Here is a 19,029-nt window from a genome sequence, read left to right as displayed (position 1 = left end):
GGGAAAACCTGTGGCGAAAATACATGTGCTTGATGAACATATTGCCAACCAGATCGCGGCGGGTGAGGTGGTCGAACGACCTGCTTCAGTCGTCAAAGAGTTGCTCGAAAATTCGGTGGATGCAGGCGCCACGAAGATTGAAGTCACGGTGGAAGAGGGTGGACTCCTCAGTATTCGTGTCAAAGACAATGGTTCAGGTATTGAGCCAGAGGATATGGAGACTGCCTTTTATCGTCATGCGACCAGTAAAATAGCCCACGGCCGAGATTTGTTCCAGATCACAAGCCTTGGATTCCGTGGCGAAGCCCTGGCGAGTATTGCCGCAGTGTCCAAGGTAGAGGTGTTATCCGCAAGTGATAATGACGGGCGGGGGCGCCGCATCGTAATTGAAGGCGGGAACCTTATATCTCATGAAGATGCAACCTCACCCCAAGGTACAGATTTTGCAGTGAGAGAACTATTTTACAATACGCCAGCCAGACTCAAATATATGAAAACGATCCAGACGGAACTGGGACACATTTCAGATGTCCTATACCGGATGGCGATGTCTCATCCAAACATTTCGTTCCGACTGCGCCATAATGAAAATGTGTTACTTCAGACGTTGGGTAACGGCGATCTGCTGCAAGTGGTTGCAGCGATCTATGGGACAAGTGCAGCGAAAGCGATGCTTCCCATTCAGGGAGAAAGTCTGGATTACCGGGTAAGCGGGCTGATCAGCCTGCCAGAATGGACACGAGCGAACCGTGGTGGGATGTCGACGATTGTTAATGGGCGATTTGTTCGCAATTACGGTCTCAATCAGGCGATTCTCAAAGCTTACCATACCTTGCTGCCCATTAATCGCTTCCCGCTTGTCGTGGTGCAGTTGGAGATGCACCCATCCCTTGTGGATGTGAACGTGCATCCTGCCAAATTGGAGGTTCGCTTCAGCAAGGAACCAGAACTATATGAATTTATAGAGACGACTTTGCGGGGGATTCTCCGGCAGGAGGTATTGATTCCACAGGTCAAAAAGCAGCAGATTCGACGCGGAGACGATAGTTCCTTTATCCAGGAACAATTCCTCTTTCCAAGGGGTCCTTTGAAAGATGCATCTGATGCAGAAGGATATGGGCAACAAGGTCCACTCGGAAAGCTTGCTAGTGCATCACTAAAGTTGACTGCGGAAGATGATGATCTGGATTTGGATGCTCCGGCGGATGTGACCACAGGACAACCAGTATCTGAACAGGGGCAGTCGGTGCCTTTGCCCGAAGCTCCACCTGAGATTACACACCCCCCTGAGCAGTTAGAGAGTTGGAACGGGGATATCTTGCAGCAGATTGCTAGTCATGACGGGGAGCAGACATCCGTTAACGTGCAAGAAGGCACTAAGGATGTAAGTACAAGTTCAAGTACAAGTTCAAGTACAAGCTCTACCAAAACTTTTTCCAAATCTGACCTCTCTTCTCAAGATGGTGGAGATCGTGGAGCAGCAGAGAAATCTCTGGCTGAAGGCACACCAGCTACGTATCGCTCCGACTCTGTATATTCACCGGTTAGGGAAGCACGTTCATCGTATAACCCGTCTTCGATTGCGAGAAATGAACGGACGTGGAAAACTTCAGGTTTGCCTGATGCCACCAAACTGGCCGCTGCCATTAAATCGGATGCATCCATGCCGGCATTTCCGGAGCTGAGTCTGATCGGACAGCATCATGGTACGTATTTGATCGCGCAAAATGACCAAGGTTTATATTTGATTGATCAGCATGCCGCTCATGAACGCGTCAATTATGAGTACTATTACGAGAAATTCGGTAACCCTGCCCAGGCCTCACAAGAGTTACTGCTGCCGATTACGCTGGAGTTCACACCTTCGGAGACGGAAAAGCTGAAAACAAGACTGGCCTGGTTCGAACAGGCGGGTGTATATTTGGAGCATTTTGGTGGACAGACGTTCCGTGTGCGTTCCCACCCGTTCTGGTTCCCCAAAGGGGACGAGAAAGACATTATTGAAGAAATGTCCGAATGGGTTCTTAGCGAACGCAGCATAGATGTGGCCAAGATGAGGGAAGCTGCATCCATTATGTGCTCCTGCAAGGCGTCAATCAAAGCCAACCAGAAGCTGACGGATCAGGAGGCAGAAGTGCTGATTCAGCGTCTGGGTTCATGTCGACAGCCCTACACGTGTCCGCATGGGCGACCGATAGTGATTTCATTTTCAACGTATGATCTAGAGAAATTATTTAAACGAGTGATGTAGCTATTTAGGGGGACATTATGTACATTACAACCGGTGACAAGGAGATTGCCTCTCAGGTGGAGCGTGCACGTAAGCTCGCCGAAACGACTGGAGGTACCTACGTACCGCGCAAAAGAACGTCTTTACCCAGACTAATTGAACATTATGGTATTGATGAAATACTGGTCGTGCTCAATGGCAGAGCGCGCCTGTTTCGCAAGGATGCAACGGAGCTTGAGTTTCACCCCAGTATGGGATTTGTTCGCGCTAAACGTGTGCTAAGAGGGGAACCCGACCCGATGCTGGAAGCTGGTTTGGTCATTGAAGGGGACACGATTATTGATTGTACCGCTGGACTCGGTTCAGATGCGCTGGTATTTTCGGTTGCAGCTGGTAAGAGTGGACGGGTCATCGCATGTGAAAGTTCTCAACCGCTCTATACCCTGTTGCTGGAGGGCATGTCTCATTATAAGAGCAATCAGCCCTTGGTGGATGAAGCTTTCCGGCGCATAGATCTGCGGCATGTGGATCATCTTGAGTTGCTGCGTTCCATGCCGGATCGAAGCTGTGACACCGTTTATTTTGACCCTATGTTCCGTGAGCCGATGATGGATTCGAGTGCTATACAGCCCTTGCGAGATTATGCGAACGCTCATGCGTTGCACGAACAGAGCATTATGGAAGCGAGACGGGTTGCCCGTAAACGTGTCGTTATGAAAGAAAAGCGCGGCAGCGCGGAGTTTGACAGGCTCGGATTTGAAATACTTGATCGGGCGAATGCAAAAACCCTGTACGGAGTGATTAATGTTGAAAGCGGAAGTTAAACCAAAACCTAAACTGCTTGTGCTGGTTGGACCAACAGCAGTTGGAAAAACGAGATTGAGCATCGAGCTTGCCCAAGCATTTAATTGTGAGATTATTTCAGGGGATTCGATGCAGGTATATCGTGAGATGGATATCGGAACAGCCAAGATTACATCTGAAGAAATGAAAGGTGTACCCCATCATCTTATTGATATCCATGAACCGGAGTATCCGTACTCTGTGGCCGAGTTTCAGGAGAGTTGCACACGATTGATTAGTGAAATCCATGAACGCGGTAAAATGCCCTTTATTGTAGGTGGCACCGGTCTGTATGTGGAATCGGTATGTTACGGCTTCCAATTTTCCGATAGTGGTTCGGATGAAGCATTCAGAGAGCAACAATTCAGCTTTGCGGAGCAACATGGAGCACAGGCTCTTCATGATCGTTTGAGGGAAGTTGATCCAGTTAGTGCGGATCGTCTGCATCCGAATGATCAGCGGCGAATTGTACGTGCGCTTGAGATCCATCACCTCACAGGCGAGAAGTGGTCTGATCAGCTGGCAGTACAGAAGAAAGAGTCGCCTTATGACCTCCTTATTGTTGGTTTGACAATGGATCGTCAGAAGTTGTATGCCCGGGTAGAAGAGCGGATTGACCTGATGATCGAACAAGGTTTGGTCGATGAGGTGAAATCCCTGTTGGAGCGTGGAGTGGCGAGAGGTCATATTTCCATGCAAGGACTGGGTTATAAGGAAATTGCAGCGTTCCTGCAAGGAGAAGTGAGCTGGGAAGCGGCGGTTGAGTGGTTGAAGAGAGATACGCGGCGTTTTGCCAAACGTCAGCTTTCCTGGTTCCGCCATATGAAGGATATTGAATGGGTGGACATGACGGATACCGAAGACTTTGAAGGAAACTACAATCAGGTAAGTGACTTGATTACACGAAAATTTGACTGATTTGAGCAATGATTAGTATTGATCTCATATGCCTGGATTAGATCAGCGAATGTAAACCTCTACCTTTTGAAGTTTAAAAAGATAGAGGTTTTTGCTTATCACTAGAACAGATGGAATGGATTTACGCTTCGCTAAACAAGCAAGGAGTATGCTTAAAAACGAAGATTTTGTCCCTCTTTTGCAAATCTGGCAAGCGGTGTATAATGGATAAGTCTTCTAGTTGTACACCACGCCAAGAATGGGTGCAAAATAGCAGACAAGGGGTTTTTGTGGATTATATGAAACTGTTCATGATATAATAGCACGAAAGCTACTCAGCGATATTGAATATTACTTGAACACGAATTCAAATGAACCAATGGGGGTACGGCTAATGAACAAGTCCATCAACATCCAAGATACGTTCTTGAACCAACTGCGGAAAGAGAATATTCCTGCTACGGTCTATCTGACCAACGGCTTCCAAATCCGCGGGACGATCAAGGCATTTGACAATTTTACGATCGTCATTGACAGCGACGGACGCCAGCAAATGGTCTACAAGCATGCCATCTCCACGTTCACGCCGCAACGCAGCGTATCGCTGATGCAGCAAGATAACAGCGGCGAAGCTTAAAAAAATTACGAAACCTTTTCACCAACCATTTCGTCTACAAGTATAGGTATTGAAACAGAGCAACCTGAATAAAGGGTTGTTCTTTTCATTCCGGGCAAAATATGTTTAATATATGCCTGAGCCTACAGACGAATAGAAATTATGCAACCGAAAGGGAGTCAGGAGGTAACATGCCAAACGATCCGTTGTCGAGGTCTAACAATCGCAACAACAATAACAAGTCACCCAAAAAAGCGAAGCCAAAGACCTCTAAAAAGAAAAAAATTACGGGTAAACGCGTTGGATGGACACTGTTTTTCACAATGGCAATCGCCATATTCTGTGCACTTGGCGGATATTTATTTATTATGGTGAGTGGCGAAAATCTGCTCAAAGCCAACAAGGACAAAACCACAATTAATGAAACTTCAAAAGTATATGATCGCAATGGCCAATTAATGGGGGAGCTGTCCATTCAGAAGCTGGAACCCGTCAAAGAAGATGATATTCCTGAACTGTTGAAGCAAGCCTTTGTCGCAACGGAGGATAAACGATTCTACGATCACCAAGGCGTGGATATCTGGTCCATAGGGCGTGCCGCGGTTAAGGACGTCATGGCCCGTTCCATGGTGGAAGGTGGTAGTACACTAACCCAACAGCTTGCCAAGAACATGTTCTTGTCCCGTGACAAGACGTTCTTCCGTAAAGCAACAGAAGTATCGATTGCCATGGCATTAGAGCGCAAGTACACAAAAGACGAGATCCTGACGATGTACCTGAACCGGATATTCTTCGGCCATCAGCGTTACGGCATTAAAGCAGCATCTGAATTTTATTTTGGAGTTACCGATCTCAATAGATTGAAGTTGTGGCAAATTGCCACATTAGCAGCTATGCCGAAAGGTCCTTCTGCTTATAATCCGGTGAGCAATCCAAACGATTCAAAAGCACGCCGAGGTGTAGTATTGCAGCTGATGTATGAACAAGGCTACATTACCAAGGCGGAGATGGATGAAGCAAAAGAGATTAACTATAACTACAAGCGACCAGAAAAAGATCAGAAATATCAAGCCTTTATTGATTATGTGCTCCGTGAAGCTGAACGTGTAACAGGCAAAACGGAAGATGATCTGAATATCGGTGGATACAAAATCTATACAACCATGGATGCTCAGGCTCAAACAGCCATGGAAACTGCCTTCACGGATGATAGTCTGTTCGAGGCAAGCAAAGATGATCAACAGGTTCAAGGCTCCATGGTTATCATGAACCATGAGAATGGTAGCCTCGTTGCCCTCCTGGGTGGACGGGATTATCAGACCAAAGGTTATAGCCGTGTAACGCAGAGTCGAAGACAACCTGGTTCAGCTTTTAAACCGATTGTGTCTTATGCACCGGCTCTAGAATCAGGAAATTACAGTGCGAACTCCTCGCTGAGTAATGCGAAACAATGTTTTGGTAACTATTGTCCTGGTAACTTGCATGGATATTCTTCAACGATCAGTATGACGGAAGCCATTACGAAGTCGGAAAATATTCCTGCGGTTTGGCTACTTGATAAAATAGGTGTTAACACAGGCATTAATTTTGCCAAGAGTGTAGGCATACAGCTGACAGATGAAGACAAAAACCTGGCGATTGCCCTCGGTGGTCTGAGTAAAGGTACAAATACACTGGAAATGGCGCAAGCCTATAGTGCATTTGCTAACCTTGGAGAATACCGAGCAGCCTATTCTATTAAGGAAATTAAGGATAGCGCAGGCAAAACCACGTACAAACACGATAACTCGGACACAACGCGTGTCATGAGTGAGCAAAATGCGTATCAGCTTACACAGATGCTACAGAACGTTGTTAATGACGGTACGGGACGTTCAGCACGTCTGGATCGTCCGGTAGCGGGTAAAACAGGAACTGTTCAAAGTGGCATCTCTGGCAACAGTGCCAACCGTGATGTATGGTTCGTTGGATACACACCGGAATGGACCGCCGCAGTCTGGATGGGCTATGACAATCCGGATGCGAATCATATGCTTAAGAACAGCAGTAAGCTGTCGGCAGCTTTCTTTGCCAAAGTCATGGGAGATGCGATGAAAGGCGTTCCCGTGAAGCAATTCAAAACACCGGCTGGAGGGCAGGCACCTCCGCCAGTAGAAGAACCAGAACAGCCAGCTCTGTCCGTTAGTGGTCTGAGTGGATCATATGATCCAACTGCTCAAACCGTTTCACTTAGTTGGACTGGAACAGGTGACGGGAGCACACAATATCGGGTGTATCGTAAAGAAACCTCTGAAGCGCAGTTTACTCATCTCATAGATGCAGTAGGCGCGACCAGTGCACAAGATTTAAGTGCGTTGCCTGGTCTGACCTATGAGTACTATGTGACAGCCTACGACTCGGCATCAGGAATGGAGACGGATCCTTCCAACACCATCTCTCTGATGATTGAAGCGCAGGAAGTACCACCGGAGGAACCTGATCCTGGCATAGACCCTGGGACAGAGATAGACCCTGAGCAGCCTGGTACAGAGAATCCGGACAATGGTTCACCGGATAATGGCAACTCGAATGGCAATAACGGTAACGGTAATGAAAATGGCAACAACGGAAATGGTAATGGCAATAACGGAAACAATGGTAACAATGGTAATAACGGCGGATCTGGTCAAGGAAACGGTCAACCTGGGGGAGGAAATACGACTCCACCTGGTCAGGGAACAACAGATCCAGGCAGTACCGGTGAAGGTTCCGATGATGGGTCCGTAACGACGCCTGGCGAAGTTGTAACCCCGGACAGCGGAACGAGTGGGGATACTGGGGGCACAGATGCACCTGCAGATTCTCAAGCTGGAACTGGCGGCTAAGCCATTGAATCACTAAATAGCTACATTAAGCTACATTGAAAAAACTGCTTCCCGGAAACCCGGTGAAGCAGTTTTTTTGTGTGATACGGAACCATCTGTAATAGAAGCTCATTTAATGAATCGATGGGACAAAGCTTGATTTTGAGTGTATACCTTAAATATGGTAAGCTGTAACTATTCGTAATACGTTGTGCAAGGCGGGTCCAGAGCGCTGGAAGCCATCATGCGGACGTTATTACATTGTTCACCAATATGAGAGCAGGTCACGGGCCTGTAGTCGGCAAAGAGGGGTTCGTATGAAACGGAAATTCGGGGACCGCGCGAACTGGCGCCGGATTACGAACCGACAATTCACATGCCGGTTCGTTCAATCCAAAATTTTCACAGGTTATATTACGTTGTACACCATACAGGATTTGAAAGAACCTCTGTGGAAAACATATGGAGGCAGTACCTTCTGTATCGCAGATAAAGGTTATTCCTGGCTGCAATACTATCCGAAGGGAGAACACTTTGTAGTTACGGCGATGTTCGACGATCAGGAACGGATTGTGGAATGGTACATTGATACATGCCGTAGTCAGGGCATAACCGATCAAGGTGTTCCTTGGTTTGATGACCTGTATCTGGATGTCGTTGTGTTGAAAGATGGAGAAGTATTTTTGCTGGATGAAGATGAGCTTGAAGATGCACTCTCACGGAAGCATATTACGACAGGTGATTATGACTTGGCGAACAAGACGGCAAAGGAACTGCTGCATGCCATTGATGCACATGTATTCCCGTACTTTCAGTTATCGCTGAAGCACAGGCAGAGTTTGTTTGAGAACGGAGAGTTTCGAAAAAACATTCAGATTTAAGACATGTACCTAGCCTTAGAATTCTTCATGATCCTTCTAATATTGGAGCACCTGATAGAATACATTAATAATCAGGAGAGTTCAGCCCGATAAAATAGAGGTGATGGCGAATGAACGGACGGGTCATGGCTGCAGGAGAGCAACCGGGAGGCAGACCATCCAGACAAATTAATATTGTATTGCGTAACCAGGAACCTCAGATGTTGGTCAAAGACGAAGCAGCGGCAGTACAGGCGGCTAAGAGTATAACCAAACATGCGCACTTCCAGGAGATACAGGGTGAATTGGAGCAACTGGTTGGACTTGAAAATATCAAAGATCTGGTATTTGAAATCTATGCTTTCTTACAGATTGCTCAAATGCGTACCGAAGCAGGCTTACTTAGTGGCGCGCACGTGTATCATATGATCTTCAAAGGTAATCCGGGGACCGGTAAGACAACTGTAGCCAGAATTGTTGCGAAACTTTTTCAGAAGATGGGTGTGTTGAGTAAAGGACATCTTATTGAAGTAGAGCGTGCGGATCTCGTTGGAGAATATATCGGTCACACGGCGCAGAAAACAAGAGATCTGGTTAAGAAGGCACTCGGTGGGATATTGTTCATTGATGAAGCATACAGTTTGGCCCGCGGTGGTGAGAAGGATTTTGGCAAGGAAGCCATTGATACGCTTGTAAAGTCCATGGAAGACAATAAAAATCAGTTTATACTGATTCTTGCCGGTTACTCGGAAGAGATTGATTTTTTTCTCCAGACGAATCCCGGGTTACCTTCCCGCTTTCCCATTCAGGTAGAGTTTCCAGACTATAGCATTGATCAGTTGATTCAAATCTCTGAGATTATGGCCAAAGAGCGTGATTATATTCTAATGCCACAGACCATACTCAAGTTGAAGCAACATTTGCTTCAGGAAAAAAATGATTCACTGCATGCGTTCAGTAACGCCAGATACGTTCGTAATGCCATTGAGCGTTCGATCAGGCATCAGGCGGTTCGATTATTGGAACAATATACGGAAGGCAGTCCAGGTAAACTGGAGCTGATGACAATCCGTACAGAGGATTTGAACTTTGAGCGAAAGTAAGCGATAATATAGTTTTTACACCAGCCGGCCGGGCCAACCGGTTCGGCTTAAGGCATGCCATGGCATATTCATGGCAATGACGATCAAATCAACGGATTAGTAATAAGAGGGAGTGAACATATACATGACAAATGGCACACATGATACAGATATGGTCAAAAAAGATCGCGCCGTTTTGGTGAGTCTTGTTACGGATGATGTAAAACGTACAGGTATCAATCCGGAGTACTCTTTAGAGGAACTGGTAAAACTTGCGGAAACAGCTGGAGTGGAAGTGCTGAGTGTACTTTCTCAGAACAGGGAAAAGCGTGATACCAAATGGTTCATTGGTAAAGGTAAGGTGGAAGAACTTCGTGCGATCGCGGAGGAACTCGGAGCAACTACAGCCATTTTTGATCAGGAATTGTCAGGTGCACAAGTTCGTAATCTTGAAGAAACGCTGGATCTCAAAATTATCGACCGTACCCAATTGATCTTGGACATCTTTGCACAACGTGCCAACACCAGAGAAGGTATCATTCAAGTGGAATTGGCTCAGCATAGCTATTTGCTGCCACGTTTGTCGGGTCATGGTAAGAACCTTTCCAGACTGGGCGGGGGAATCGGAACAAGAGGTCCGGGTGAAAGTAAGCTGGAGACGGACCGTCGTCACATCCGTGGTCGCATCGATGATCTGAAACGTCATCTGGAAGAACTGACACGTCATCGTAAGTTGCATCGAGAACGCCGCAAAAAGACAGGTATTGTTCAGGTGGCCCTTGTTGGTTATACCAATGCTGGCAAATCAACCTTGCTCAAGCAGTTAACTGCTGCAGATGTGTATATTCAAGATCAGCTATTCGCTACACTGGATCCAACATCACGCACGATGGAACTTCCAAGTGGTAAAGAAATCGTACTTACCGACACGGTAGGATTTATTCAAAATCTCCCGCATGATCTGATTGCAGCATTCCGTGCAACGCTTGAGGAAGTGAATGAAGCAGATCTCATCCTGCATGTTGTGGATGCTTCATCAGCTATGCGTGAAGATCAGATGCGGACGGTTAATACGATTCTGCAAGAACTTGGTTCAGGGGACAAGCCACAGTTAGTGCTCTATAACAAGAAAGATGCATGTACTCCTGAACAGCTTGAGATGCTTCCATTGGATAAAGGCCATATTAAAGTAAGCGCATTGGACTCGGAAGATCTGCTTAAAATCCGTGAATTAATTCAGACAGAGCTGACAGGTGACACGAAGCGCTTCCGTATTCCGGCAGAACGTGGTGATCTTACGTCGGTACTTTACAAAATTGGTGATGTCGTGGATACCAGCTTTGAAGAGAATGATGTGATTTATGAAGTTGAATTGCAAAAAGGTGAATATGAGAAATTTGGTTATATGCTTGAAGAATTCATTGAATTGTAATATTCATGACATATTGATGTGATAAGTTGACACAATAATAGATATTCAACGTCAGATTCGTGCTATGAAGGGGAATGAAGTAAGATGGTAAGTTTTGATTCAGAAATATCTGATCTTCAACATCAAGTGGAGCGTCAGATTGAAGGACAACTTCAACAGATTGATCGGATCACAGATCACAATCAATGGAAGGTCATTAATGCTTTCCAACAGCGAAAAGTAAGCGATTTTCATTTTGCAGGTTCAACAGGTTATGCGTATAACGATCGTGGGCGTGAAGTGCTTGATGAAGTATATGCTGATGTGTTCGGCGCGGAAGCCGCGTTGGTACGTCCTCATTTTGCTTCAGGTACACATACGATTAGTACAGCTCTCTTTGGCGTGTTGCGCCCAGGTGACGAATTATTGTACATCACTGGTAAGCCTTATGACACATTGCATAAAGTAATTGGCAAACCCGGCGATGGTACAGGTTCGTTACGCGATTTTGGCATCGGTTACCGTGAGACGGCTTTAACTGCAGAAGGTGGAGTGGACTGGGCAGCAGTTGAGAAGAGCATCAAACCGGCTACAAAAGTCATTGGGATTCAACGTTCACGCGGTTATGACTGGCGCTCCTCCTTCTGCGTTGCTGAGATCGCTGAGATGGTTACACGTGTTAAAGCGCTGAAAGAAGATGTTATCGTATTCGTAGATAATTGTTACGGTGAATTCACAGAGGAACGTGAACCGACAGAAGTCGGAGTTGATCTGATGGCCGGGTCACTGATCAAGAATCCTGGTGGAGGCATTGCGGAAACCGGTGGATACATATGTGGGAAGGAACAGTACGTACAGTTGGCAGCTTATCGTCTGACAGCCCCAGGAATTGGGGGAGAGGTGGGAGCCATGCTGGGGACAACACGTGGCATCTACCAAGGACTTTACATGGCTCCGACAATTGTAGGACAAGCTATCAAAGGAAGTACGTTTGCTGCCGCGATGTTTGCTCAATCCGGATTTGTAACCAAACCTGCTTGGAATGAAACTCGCACAGATCTGATCCAGGCTGTGCAGTTCAGCTCTGCCGAGCATCTGATCGCCTTCGTGCAGGGGATTCAGCGTGCAGCGGCTGTAGATAGCCATGTGGTTCCTGAACCTTGGGACATGCCTGGTTATGAGCATCCTGTCATTATGGCGGCAGGTACGTTTATTCAGGGCGGAAGTCTGGAATTGTCAGCCGATGCACCTATTCGGGAGCCGTATATCGGGTATATGCAAGGCGGATTAACGTACTCTCATGTCAAATATGGCGTTTTAATGGCGTTACAAACCATGAAAGATCGTAAATTATTGTGAGTTTATCTAACACATCATTGACACTTGGTAACAACTAAATGTACAATAGGGTGAAGAATAGATGACTGGAAGGTTGATGAACATGGGTGATGAAATTCGCAGAAATATGGCCTTATTCCCGATTGGTATTGTAATGAAACTTACGGATCTGTCTGCACGTCAGATTCGTTATTATGAGCAGCACAGCTTGATCGTTCCTGCGAGAACGTCAGGTAATCAACGTTTGTTCTCTTTTAATGACGTTGAGAGATTGCTAGAGATCAAGGCTTTGATTGAAAAAGGAGTTAACATCGCGGGGATCAAACAAGTGATGAATCCTGTTTCGAAAGAATCTGAGGAAGCTACAGTTATCACGCCAGATACTGAAGTCAAACGCAGAGAGCTGTCCGATACGCAGTTGCATCGCTTGCTGAAGCAGCAGCTGGTATCAGGTAAGAGACCTGGACAAGTATCTCTCATTCAGGGAGAGCTTTCCCGATTCTTTAATAAAAAGTAAATTCGCATAACTTGGCGAGTGAGGGGAAAACATGCACTTTTGGTGTGAGACTCCTTGACCCGTGGAACTTTCTAATGTACAAATATAACAGGCAAGCCAAATACGCAGATAAGAAAGGGAGAGGTTATAGTGAGTTATACAAAAGAAGACATTCTCCGCATTTCGAAAGAAGAAAACGTACGATTCATTCGATTGCAATTTACTGATTTGCTTGGAGCTATCAAAAACGTTGAGATTCCTGTGAGCCAGTTGACTAAGGCTCTGGATAACAAAATGATGTTCGATGGATCTTCCATTGAAGGTTATGTACGTATTGAAGAGTCCGACATGTACCTCTATCCAGATCTAGATTCTTGGCTTATTTTCCCATGGGTTGCAGAGAACCGTGTTGCACGCCTGATTTGTGACGTGTATCTTCCGGATGGTAATCCGTTCCCAGGAGATCCGCGTGGCATCTTGAAACGTAATCTGAAGGAAGCCGAAGAAATGGGATTCACTTCCTTCAACGTCGGTCCTGAACCAGAGTTCTTCTTGTTCAAAACAGACGAAAAAGGAAACCCGACTAACGAACTGAATGACCAAGGTGGATATTTCGACCTTGCGCCTACGGATCTTGGTGAAAACTGTCGTCGTGACATCGTTATCACACTTGAAGAAATGGGCTTTGAGATCGAAGCTTCCCACCATGAGGTAGCTCCGGGTCAGCATGAGATCGACTTTAAATATGCTGATGCTCTGAAAGCAGCAGACCAGATCCAAACGTTCAAACTCGTTGTTAAAACGATTGCACGTCAGCATGGTCTACATGCTACCTTTATGCCGAAACCACTGTTTGGTATGAACGGATCCGGTATGCACTGTAACCAATCCTTGTTCAAAGGCAATGAGAATGCATTCGTTGACGAGTCGGACGAGCTGGGTCTGAGCAAAACTGCACGTCACTTTATGGCTGGAACGCTCAAGCATGCGCGTGCATTTGCAGCAATTACTAACCCAACTGTGAACTCATACAAACGTCTTGTACCTGGTTATGAAGCGCCTTGCTATGTAGCATGGTCTGCTAGTAACCGTAGCCCAATGATCCGTATTCCAGCTTCCCGTGGCCTAAGTACACGTGTTGAAGTTCGTAACCCGGATCCGGCTGCTAACCCTTACCTGGCTTTGGCTGTTTTGTTGAAAGCAGGTCTGGACGGAATCAAACGTGAGCTTTCCTTACCAGCTCCAATTGACCGTAACATCTACATCATGTCAGAAGAAGAGCGCGTGGAAGAAGGCATTCCAAGCTTGCCAGCTGACCTGAAAGAAGCATTGAATGAATTGATCCGCAGCGAAGTCATCTGTGATGCTCTCGGCGACCACGCCTTGGCTCACTTCTATGAGCTGAAAGAAATTGAGTGGGATATGTACCGTACACAAGTCCACCAATGGGAACGCGATCAATATATTACTTTGTATTAATCGAAAAAACCTTGTAACTACGGGGTTTTGAAGGAATGAGCCGGGGGACGTTTTGAGGGAATTGCACTTCTATTGAGGTTGCGTCCCCCAAACGTCCCCGGTTTTTGATTTTCTGATCCAAAAATACGGGAAGTGTACTCTTCATACTTATCAATGTTCCGCTTTTCTAGCTTTTTAGAAATATGAGCATACACATCGTATGTAATTTGCACACTGCCATGCCCAAGCTGCTCTTGTACAAATTTTATATCAGCCCCAGCTTCAAGCATGATCACGGCATAGGTATGTCTCAAAGAATGAATTGTTAAATCCTCACTTAAACCAGCTTTTCTTAAAATTCTCTTCGAAGCATTAAATAAACTAGATTTAGGCATCGGACTACCATCATTCCTGCACAAGACCAGATTTAAATCGTGTCTGTACATTTACTCCCCTAAATTGATCTTATTTTGATTCTGCCATGAAGCATGGTACCTCAAGTCATTTATGATGCCGTTACTTACGCTAATGGTGCGTGTAGATTTTTTGGTTTTTGTATCTCCGAAAAGTTCATCCTCGTCTGCGGCTTGAAAATCGAGTGTTTCATCCACGCGGATCGTCTTTTCTTTGAAATTGATATCCGACCACCTGAGAGCAGCAGCCTCGCCTTTTCGTAAACCCGTTTCAATGAGCACTTTGAAGAAAATCCAATAAATGTACGCATCACCTCGAGCCGTATGAAGAAATTTGGGAATGCCCTTTGAATCAATGAATTGGATCGTCTTCTTTTTGTGCTCTCCTTTAATAATTGAACCTTTACATGGATTTCGTAATATTTTCCCTTGAATCAACGCATGCTCTATGGCTGGGTATACAGTGGAGTTGATGATCTCGACCGTGCGCTTGCTGAGTCCCTTTTTAAATAAAGAGTCCAAAAAGACTTGATACATATCTGGTTTCGAATCCTGAAGCATAAGACGCTTAAAATAAGGTTGGATATGGGTGTTTAGGTTGTTTTCATGTAGTTTTATCGTATTCTTTCTTACAACACCTTTCTTATAGTTATCTATCCAATTCCGAATGTAATCGACCAGAGGAATGTCTGTCTGTTCGAACCCTTGCTTTAGCTGTTTTAGATATTCTGCAGCAGCCAACTCGGCTTCTGGTTTAGTTCGAAAACCAGCCTCTGATTTTTCCTTTTGTTGTTGAGTGAATGGATCGGTGTACTTTAACCGATATCTTCAGCCACTTTTTAATTTCTTGAAACTTTCCATAATTCTACCTCAATGCGAACGCATGTTCTGTTTTTATATATGTTAAACCGTCTTGCAACGGTGGAAGCGCAAGATTACAAAAAGCTATGTAGTTCGGCTGGAATAGAGCAGCGTCTTAGTAACTGTTCTTTCGTTTTGCCAAGTTCTGGTTCGATTGTAGCTGTCAGTAACTTAATTGCAAACTGATTTGCCTGTCTTTCGTATTTGCCTGCATTTGGAAGCAATGTTTTGGGACGCTAAAAAAGACAAAAAGAAAACCTACGGTCGTAAAAAGAAAGAGGAATAGCCTATGGACGATATCGTTTAATGACTCATTAAGCGCTTCAAGACAAACGACCAGCGGCCGATTTCCCGAAAATCTAGTCGTGAGGTTGTACGGCGGCATGTTCCAGTTATTTAGAGGAAAAGAGCCGTTAATGGGCTTGCATTTGGGATATATAGAAGACGGAGAAGTGATCGGGAATATCTACGAAAACCCTGAAATTTTGGTTGAGGAAGGAGCGGATAAGCAATGAGACAGTTTGGGTTAACATATGACGATGCAGTTGCTATCCAGGCGTCACTGTTAGATGGGCTGAAGGCTCAGAGCAGACTTTACCAAGCGTCCAGCCATGACCTGTCACCAGGCGAAAGAAAAAAGGTGATGTTTGAGACTAAACAAGCCATGAAAAAGATTGTCTATCTTAACTCGTTCACAAGGGCCAAAAGTAAAGCAGATCTGCGGGATATAGGGAAGTTGGTGGTGGAATGAACAACCGTATCGCTGGTTTGATAAATTAGTGGGAAGGCGTAGCTCCAGAGGATTTGATTGAAGCCATTAAAGAACGTGACCAAGCAATGAAAGAAATGACAGAGATCAATGCAAGTATTGCGGCTGAACGGGACGAAACAAAACGATTGCTTGAGTGGTTTCAGAATAGGTGCTTGGAATTTATGAATGAGAAGGCGAAGTGGGAAACACGGGAGGGAACGGCACGAGCACAGAAGAAATAGTAGTTGCCGCTCCTAAGCAAAAAGATATTGATGATACTAATAAGATCATTCAGTTAAACTTTTTCTCGGACGTGGATGAAGTGGATATCCGCAAAACCAAGTGGTTACTCGGAAAATATGTAGGCATGATGGACATTATACAAAACTATGAATTCGCGCTAGAGCAAATTGAAAACGGAATGTCAGCTTATGAGTTGTTGTCTGCGGAAGGGGCGGTTGCGAAGCGCGAATCAGGCCATGAACTGACAGCTGATATAAAGGCAAATGCTGTTATCATGAAGGACAAGCGGCACGCCAACTATGAGCTTTACGTATTTATTTCCAACAACGTCCGATTCGCTATAAATAACTTAAAAGATCTACACGAAGGTGTAGCAGCGAGGCTGCTTTTCCTGGAAGGCAAGAAATATTTGAAAGCTCAAGAATACATGGAAAAAGGATATCGCAAGGACGTTCACGGAATTGCAGCTACTAGTTTGCAGATAAAAGGCGCAGAGCTATAGCTAATATAGCTAACAGTTTAAAATTCAATCGAACCTTAGATTTTGTAACAATTGACTATGGAAGAGGGCGGAATAACGAAGGAGAAATAGGCTTACTGATTCCGAGATGAAAATCCTTGGGATGGAGATTGCTTGAGTGGGTCGATAAAAAGAAATACATCCAGTCGGTTCATTGACTGGATGTTTTATCATTACTGATACAACTTCGGCTCACCAATTAAAATGTTTGCATAATCACTCTTTGCACTGAACTCAATTTTCAGTTTCAGTACACCCTCCAGATTAATATCTACAGGTACCGCATGATCTCCGCCCTTCAAACCTTCATATGACTTAATGACTTCTCCGTCACCATAGAAAGTAACTGTGTACTCTCCTGAAGTATTTTTGTATTTATCCTCAATTCCCGCGAAAGCCGTCAGACGTTTATATTTTCCGTCGAGGTTGTACTCAACCGATGTAACCTTCTCATCTTTCCATCCAGCGTCAACCCTTGTGAGAATGTTATTTCTGTATTCCGTCCCTGTCAACGTTTTATCGGATTCATTGAACCACATACGATCACTATAGGCATCAAAACGTGCATAATCCTTGGAAGTCAAACTGATACCATAGCCATCACGTTTACCAACCCATATAGCTTTGTTTTTACCGTCATACTCCACTTTCTCACCTAGACCTTCACTTACAAACCGTAGAGGGACATATGTAGTACCCTTATAAATGAAACTTACTTCTCCTGCTGCCTGTTTTTTTTCTACATTGTTAAACATAAACTTGAGGTTTGCGATATCAACTGTTACTGAATTACTCGCAGCTAATGCAGTCGCTCCAAACAGCATTCCAGCTGCTACAAAACCTGCAATAAATCCTTTTGATCCTGAAATCTTTTTATTCATTATTTTCTCTCTCCTAACTCAATATTTACCAATTGTAATTCTATCGTATTACTTATTGTAGGACAATGGTAATATTTCTGAGGGCTGAGATATGACATTTGAACCAAGGTTTAATGCACGCTTGAATAGAGGGATGGATGGTGGTTAATAGAATGGGAGACTAGCATATTGTGGTTATTAAACTATTCCTTAAATTATCCTTGTCCAGAAAAACGAAGTAATCCTGAATTAAAAACATGTTATCTTAAATCCATATAATAACGTAAATAAGAAGGTCGCTCTTTTGAGCGGCCTTTTTGTATTGGAGGGAAGAGTATGGATGGCCATTTTTACAGCAAAAACGAACCGGATATTCTGAGGGTTTCTGACAAACAACTAGAGCAATGTCGGGGCTGTTGCTTGGGAACATGGACAGGAGTTGTGCAGTTGTGTATTGTGCCGCGCTGCTGGAAGTTGAATCATAATCCAGAGAAGGTGACTAAATGAGAAAGGTACAGCCGATCCGCGATGAACGTGTTATTGATGGAATGAAGGAATACTTCTATATAAGGAGTATGCGCAATTACTTATTTTTTTGCATGGGTATATACAGCGGGCTTCGCGTTTCTGACTTGCTGAGTCTTAGGGTGTGGCAAACCAAGGGAACTCACATAAGCATGGTTGAGCAAAAGAACAAGCATGCCAAAACGTTTATCATTCATCCAAGTATTCGATCAGATCTGGATGACTACACAGCCGACATGTTCTCCAATGATTGTCTATTTCCCAGTCGACAAGTTAAGACAGTAAGTCGAATGCGTAGACAGCCGATTGATCGGACCACTGCATATCGTTTCCTGAGCGAAGCGGCTCGTGAAATCAAATTAAAAGATATAGGCGTTCACTCACTACGAAAGACCTGGGCATACCGTCTTTATATGGACGATCCAGAGAATTTAGCGTTACTAATGCAGATGTTCGGACACATTGATCCAAGAGAGACTTTAGACTATATTGGGTTAACTCAGGACATGATGGACAGAGCAATTCTGAAATTAAGGTGATATGAGTGAAACATAAATTACCGTTTAGTGCACTCATTTAAATGAGATGAGGATATTAGATGAAGAAACACGTTTTTTATGCTCTAAATGAGTGAAACAGAATTACCTTTATGTTTCACTCAACTTACATTATTTAGTGGATATGAGCACAGCGCAACAGCCTGCGATTCAGACGGAGGCTTATTTTGATTCGTAACGTTTGACTATTACTGACCTTAAATAGGAATTCCAACTCAATTACAT

The 19,029-nt window shown here is 44.8% G+C and carries 17 protein-coding genes and 1 pseudogene; 16 read left to right on the top strand and 2 right to left on the bottom strand.

Annotation, left to right across the window (positions count from 1 at the left end):
• Positions 1-10: 10 nt before the first annotated feature.
• From mutL to glnA, 11 genes are all read left to right on the top strand, one after another.
• Complete coding sequence (gene mutL, locus NYE45_RS17490) at positions 11-2,251, top strand: DNA mismatch repair endonuclease MutL (RefSeq protein WP_340013406.1); 2,241 nt, start codon at positions 11-13, stop codon at positions 2,249-2,251.
• A 17-nt stretch (positions 2,252-2,268) separates the two neighbouring features.
• Positions 2,269-3,054: a class I SAM-dependent methyltransferase gene (locus tag NYE45_RS17485; RefSeq protein ID WP_340013403.1), complete on the top strand. Its 786-nt coding sequence runs from the start codon at positions 2,269-2,271 to the stop codon at positions 3,052-3,054.
• Positions 3,035-3,991, top strand: coding sequence for a tRNA (adenosine(37)-N6)-dimethylallyltransferase MiaA (miaA, locus tag NYE45_RS17480; protein WP_340013402.1), 957 nt, complete (start codon positions 3,035-3,037; stop codon positions 3,989-3,991). Before NYE45_RS17485 ends, miaA begins: the two co-directional genes overlap by 20 nt.
• A 373-nt stretch (positions 3,992-4,364) precedes the next feature.
• A complete protein-coding gene (hfq, locus tag NYE45_RS17475; RefSeq protein ID WP_017687918.1) occupies positions 4,365-4,607 on the top strand; it encodes an RNA chaperone Hfq in 243 nt (80 codons plus the stop codon).
• A 170-nt stretch (positions 4,608-4,777) separates the two neighbouring features.
• Positions 4,778-7,450, top strand: coding sequence for a PBP1A family penicillin-binding protein (locus NYE45_RS17470; RefSeq protein WP_340013401.1), 2,673 nt, complete (start codon positions 4,778-4,780; stop codon positions 7,448-7,450).
• A 296-nt stretch (positions 7,451-7,746) separates the two neighbouring features.
• Positions 7,747-8,310, top strand: a complete 564-nt coding sequence (locus NYE45_RS17465) for a DUF402 domain-containing protein (RefSeq protein ID WP_062835000.1) — start codon at positions 7,747-7,749, stop codon at positions 8,308-8,310.
• A gap of 110 nt (positions 8,311-8,420) precedes the next feature.
• Positions 8,421-9,392: an AAA family ATPase gene (locus NYE45_RS17460; RefSeq protein WP_091011956.1), complete on the top strand. Its 972-nt coding sequence runs from the start codon at positions 8,421-8,423 to the stop codon at positions 9,390-9,392.
• Between the two features lie 124 nt (positions 9,393-9,516).
• Positions 9,517-10,803, top strand: a complete 1,287-nt coding sequence (gene hflX, locus NYE45_RS17455; protein ID WP_076331536.1) for a GTPase HflX — start codon at positions 9,517-9,519, stop codon at positions 10,801-10,803.
• An 84-nt stretch (positions 10,804-10,887) separates the two neighbouring features.
• On the top strand, positions 10,888-12,141 hold the full coding sequence (locus tag NYE45_RS17450) for a methionine gamma-lyase family protein (RefSeq protein WP_340013399.1): 1,254 nt from the start codon (positions 10,888-10,890) through the stop codon (positions 12,139-12,141).
• An 82-nt stretch (positions 12,142-12,223) separates the two neighbouring features.
• Positions 12,224-12,637: a MerR family transcriptional regulator gene (locus NYE45_RS17445; RefSeq protein WP_056689944.1), complete on the top strand. Its 414-nt coding sequence runs from the start codon at positions 12,224-12,226 to the stop codon at positions 12,635-12,637.
• Between the two features lie 129 nt (positions 12,638-12,766).
• Positions 12,767-14,095: a type I glutamate--ammonia ligase gene (glnA, locus tag NYE45_RS17440; protein ID WP_062834996.1), complete on the top strand. Its 1,329-nt coding sequence runs from the start codon at positions 12,767-12,769 to the stop codon at positions 14,093-14,095.
• A gap of 69 nt (positions 14,096-14,164) precedes the next feature.
• Here the strand turns inward: glnA and NYE45_RS17435 are convergent.
• Positions 14,165-15,348, bottom strand: a pseudogene (locus NYE45_RS17435) (site-specific integrase).
• 365 nt (positions 15,349-15,713) lie between these two features.
• Between NYE45_RS17435 and NYE45_RS17430 the strand changes: the two are divergent.
• From NYE45_RS17430 to NYE45_RS17415, 4 genes are read left to right on the top strand one after another with little or no spacing between them, the layout of a single operon-like run.
• Positions 15,714-15,863 carry a YopX family protein gene (locus NYE45_RS17430; protein ID WP_340013398.1) on the top strand — a complete coding sequence of 50 codons (150 nt, stop codon included), beginning with the start codon at positions 15,714-15,716 and terminating at the stop codon, positions 15,861-15,863.
• The gene (locus NYE45_RS17425) at positions 15,860-16,099 is read left to right on the top strand and encodes a hypothetical protein (RefSeq protein ID WP_340013397.1); all 240 of its coding nucleotides are present in this window, start codon (positions 15,860-15,862) and stop codon (positions 16,097-16,099) included. Before NYE45_RS17430 ends, NYE45_RS17425 begins: the two co-directional genes overlap by 4 nt.
• A 53-nt stretch (positions 16,100-16,152) precedes the next feature.
• Entirely contained in the window at positions 16,153-16,341 is a 189-nt protein-coding gene (locus NYE45_RS17420; protein WP_340013396.1) for a hypothetical protein, read from the top strand.
• Positions 16,299-16,844: a hypothetical protein gene (locus tag NYE45_RS17415; protein ID WP_340013395.1), complete on the top strand. Its 546-nt coding sequence runs from the start codon at positions 16,299-16,301 to the stop codon at positions 16,842-16,844. Before NYE45_RS17420 ends, NYE45_RS17415 begins: the two co-directional genes overlap by 43 nt.
• A gap of 191 nt (positions 16,845-17,035) precedes the next feature.
• Here the strand turns inward: NYE45_RS17415 and NYE45_RS17410 are convergent, their stop codons facing one another.
• Positions 17,036-17,743, bottom strand: a complete 708-nt coding sequence (locus NYE45_RS17410) for an NPCBM/NEW2 domain-containing protein (protein WP_340013393.1) — start codon at positions 17,741-17,743, stop codon at positions 17,036-17,038.
• A 482-nt stretch (positions 17,744-18,225) separates the two neighbouring features.
• Here NYE45_RS17410 and NYE45_RS17405 point away from each other — a divergent pair, with 482 nt between their 5' ends.
• Positions 18,226-18,786 (top strand): tyrosine-type recombinase/integrase, encoded by a 561-nt coding sequence (locus tag NYE45_RS17405; protein ID WP_340013391.1) that lies wholly within the window; start codon positions 18,226-18,228, stop codon positions 18,784-18,786.
• The last annotated feature ends 243 nt before the right edge of the window (positions 18,787-19,029 follow it).

Origin of the sequence: Paenibacillus sp. FSL K6-1318 (genome assembly GCF_037976905.1) — a bacterium.
GTDB classification, from domain to species: domain Bacteria; phylum Bacillota; class Bacilli; order Paenibacillales; family Paenibacillaceae; genus Paenibacillus; species Paenibacillus amylolyticus_A.
This window is presented reverse-complemented; position numbering and strand designations above follow the sequence as displayed.

Excerpts from the sequence above, each read along its gene's own strand:
- NYE45_RS17485 (WP_340013403.1), top strand. The coding sequence starts at position 2,269 with ATGTACATTACAACCGGTGACAAGGAGATTGCCTCTCAGGTGGAGCGT.
- miaA (WP_340013402.1), top strand. The coding sequence starts at position 3,035 with ATGTTGAAAGCGGAAGTTAAACCAAAACCTAAACTGCTTGTGCTGGTT.
- hfq (WP_017687918.1), top strand. The coding sequence starts at position 4,365 with ATGAACAAGTCCATCAACATCCAAGATACGTTCTTGAACCAACTGCGG.
- NYE45_RS17470 (WP_340013401.1), top strand. The coding sequence starts at position 4,778 with ATGCCAAACGATCCGTTGTCGAGGTCTAACAATCGCAACAACAATAAC.
- NYE45_RS17465 (WP_062835000.1), top strand. The coding sequence starts at position 7,747 with ATGAAACGGAAATTCGGGGACCGCGCGAACTGGCGCCGGATTACGAAC.
- NYE45_RS17460 (WP_091011956.1), top strand. The coding sequence starts at position 8,421 with ATGAACGGACGGGTCATGGCTGCAGGAGAGCAACCGGGAGGCAGACCA.
- hflX (WP_076331536.1), top strand. The coding sequence starts at position 9,517 with ATGACAAATGGCACACATGATACAGATATGGTCAAAAAAGATCGCGCC.
- NYE45_RS17450 (WP_340013399.1), top strand. The coding sequence starts at position 10,888 with ATGGTAAGTTTTGATTCAGAAATATCTGATCTTCAACATCAAGTGGAG.
- NYE45_RS17445 (WP_056689944.1), top strand. The coding sequence starts at position 12,224 with ATGGGTGATGAAATTCGCAGAAATATGGCCTTATTCCCGATTGGTATT.
- NYE45_RS17425 (WP_340013397.1), top strand. The coding sequence starts at position 15,860 with ATGAGACAGTTTGGGTTAACATATGACGATGCAGTTGCTATCCAGGCG.
- NYE45_RS17410 (WP_340013393.1), bottom strand. The coding sequence starts at position 17,743 with ATGAATAAAAAGATTTCAGGATCAAAAGGATTTATTGCAGGTTTTGTA.
- NYE45_RS17405 (WP_340013391.1), top strand. The coding sequence starts at position 18,226 with ATGAGAAAGGTACAGCCGATCCGCGATGAACGTGTTATTGATGGAATG.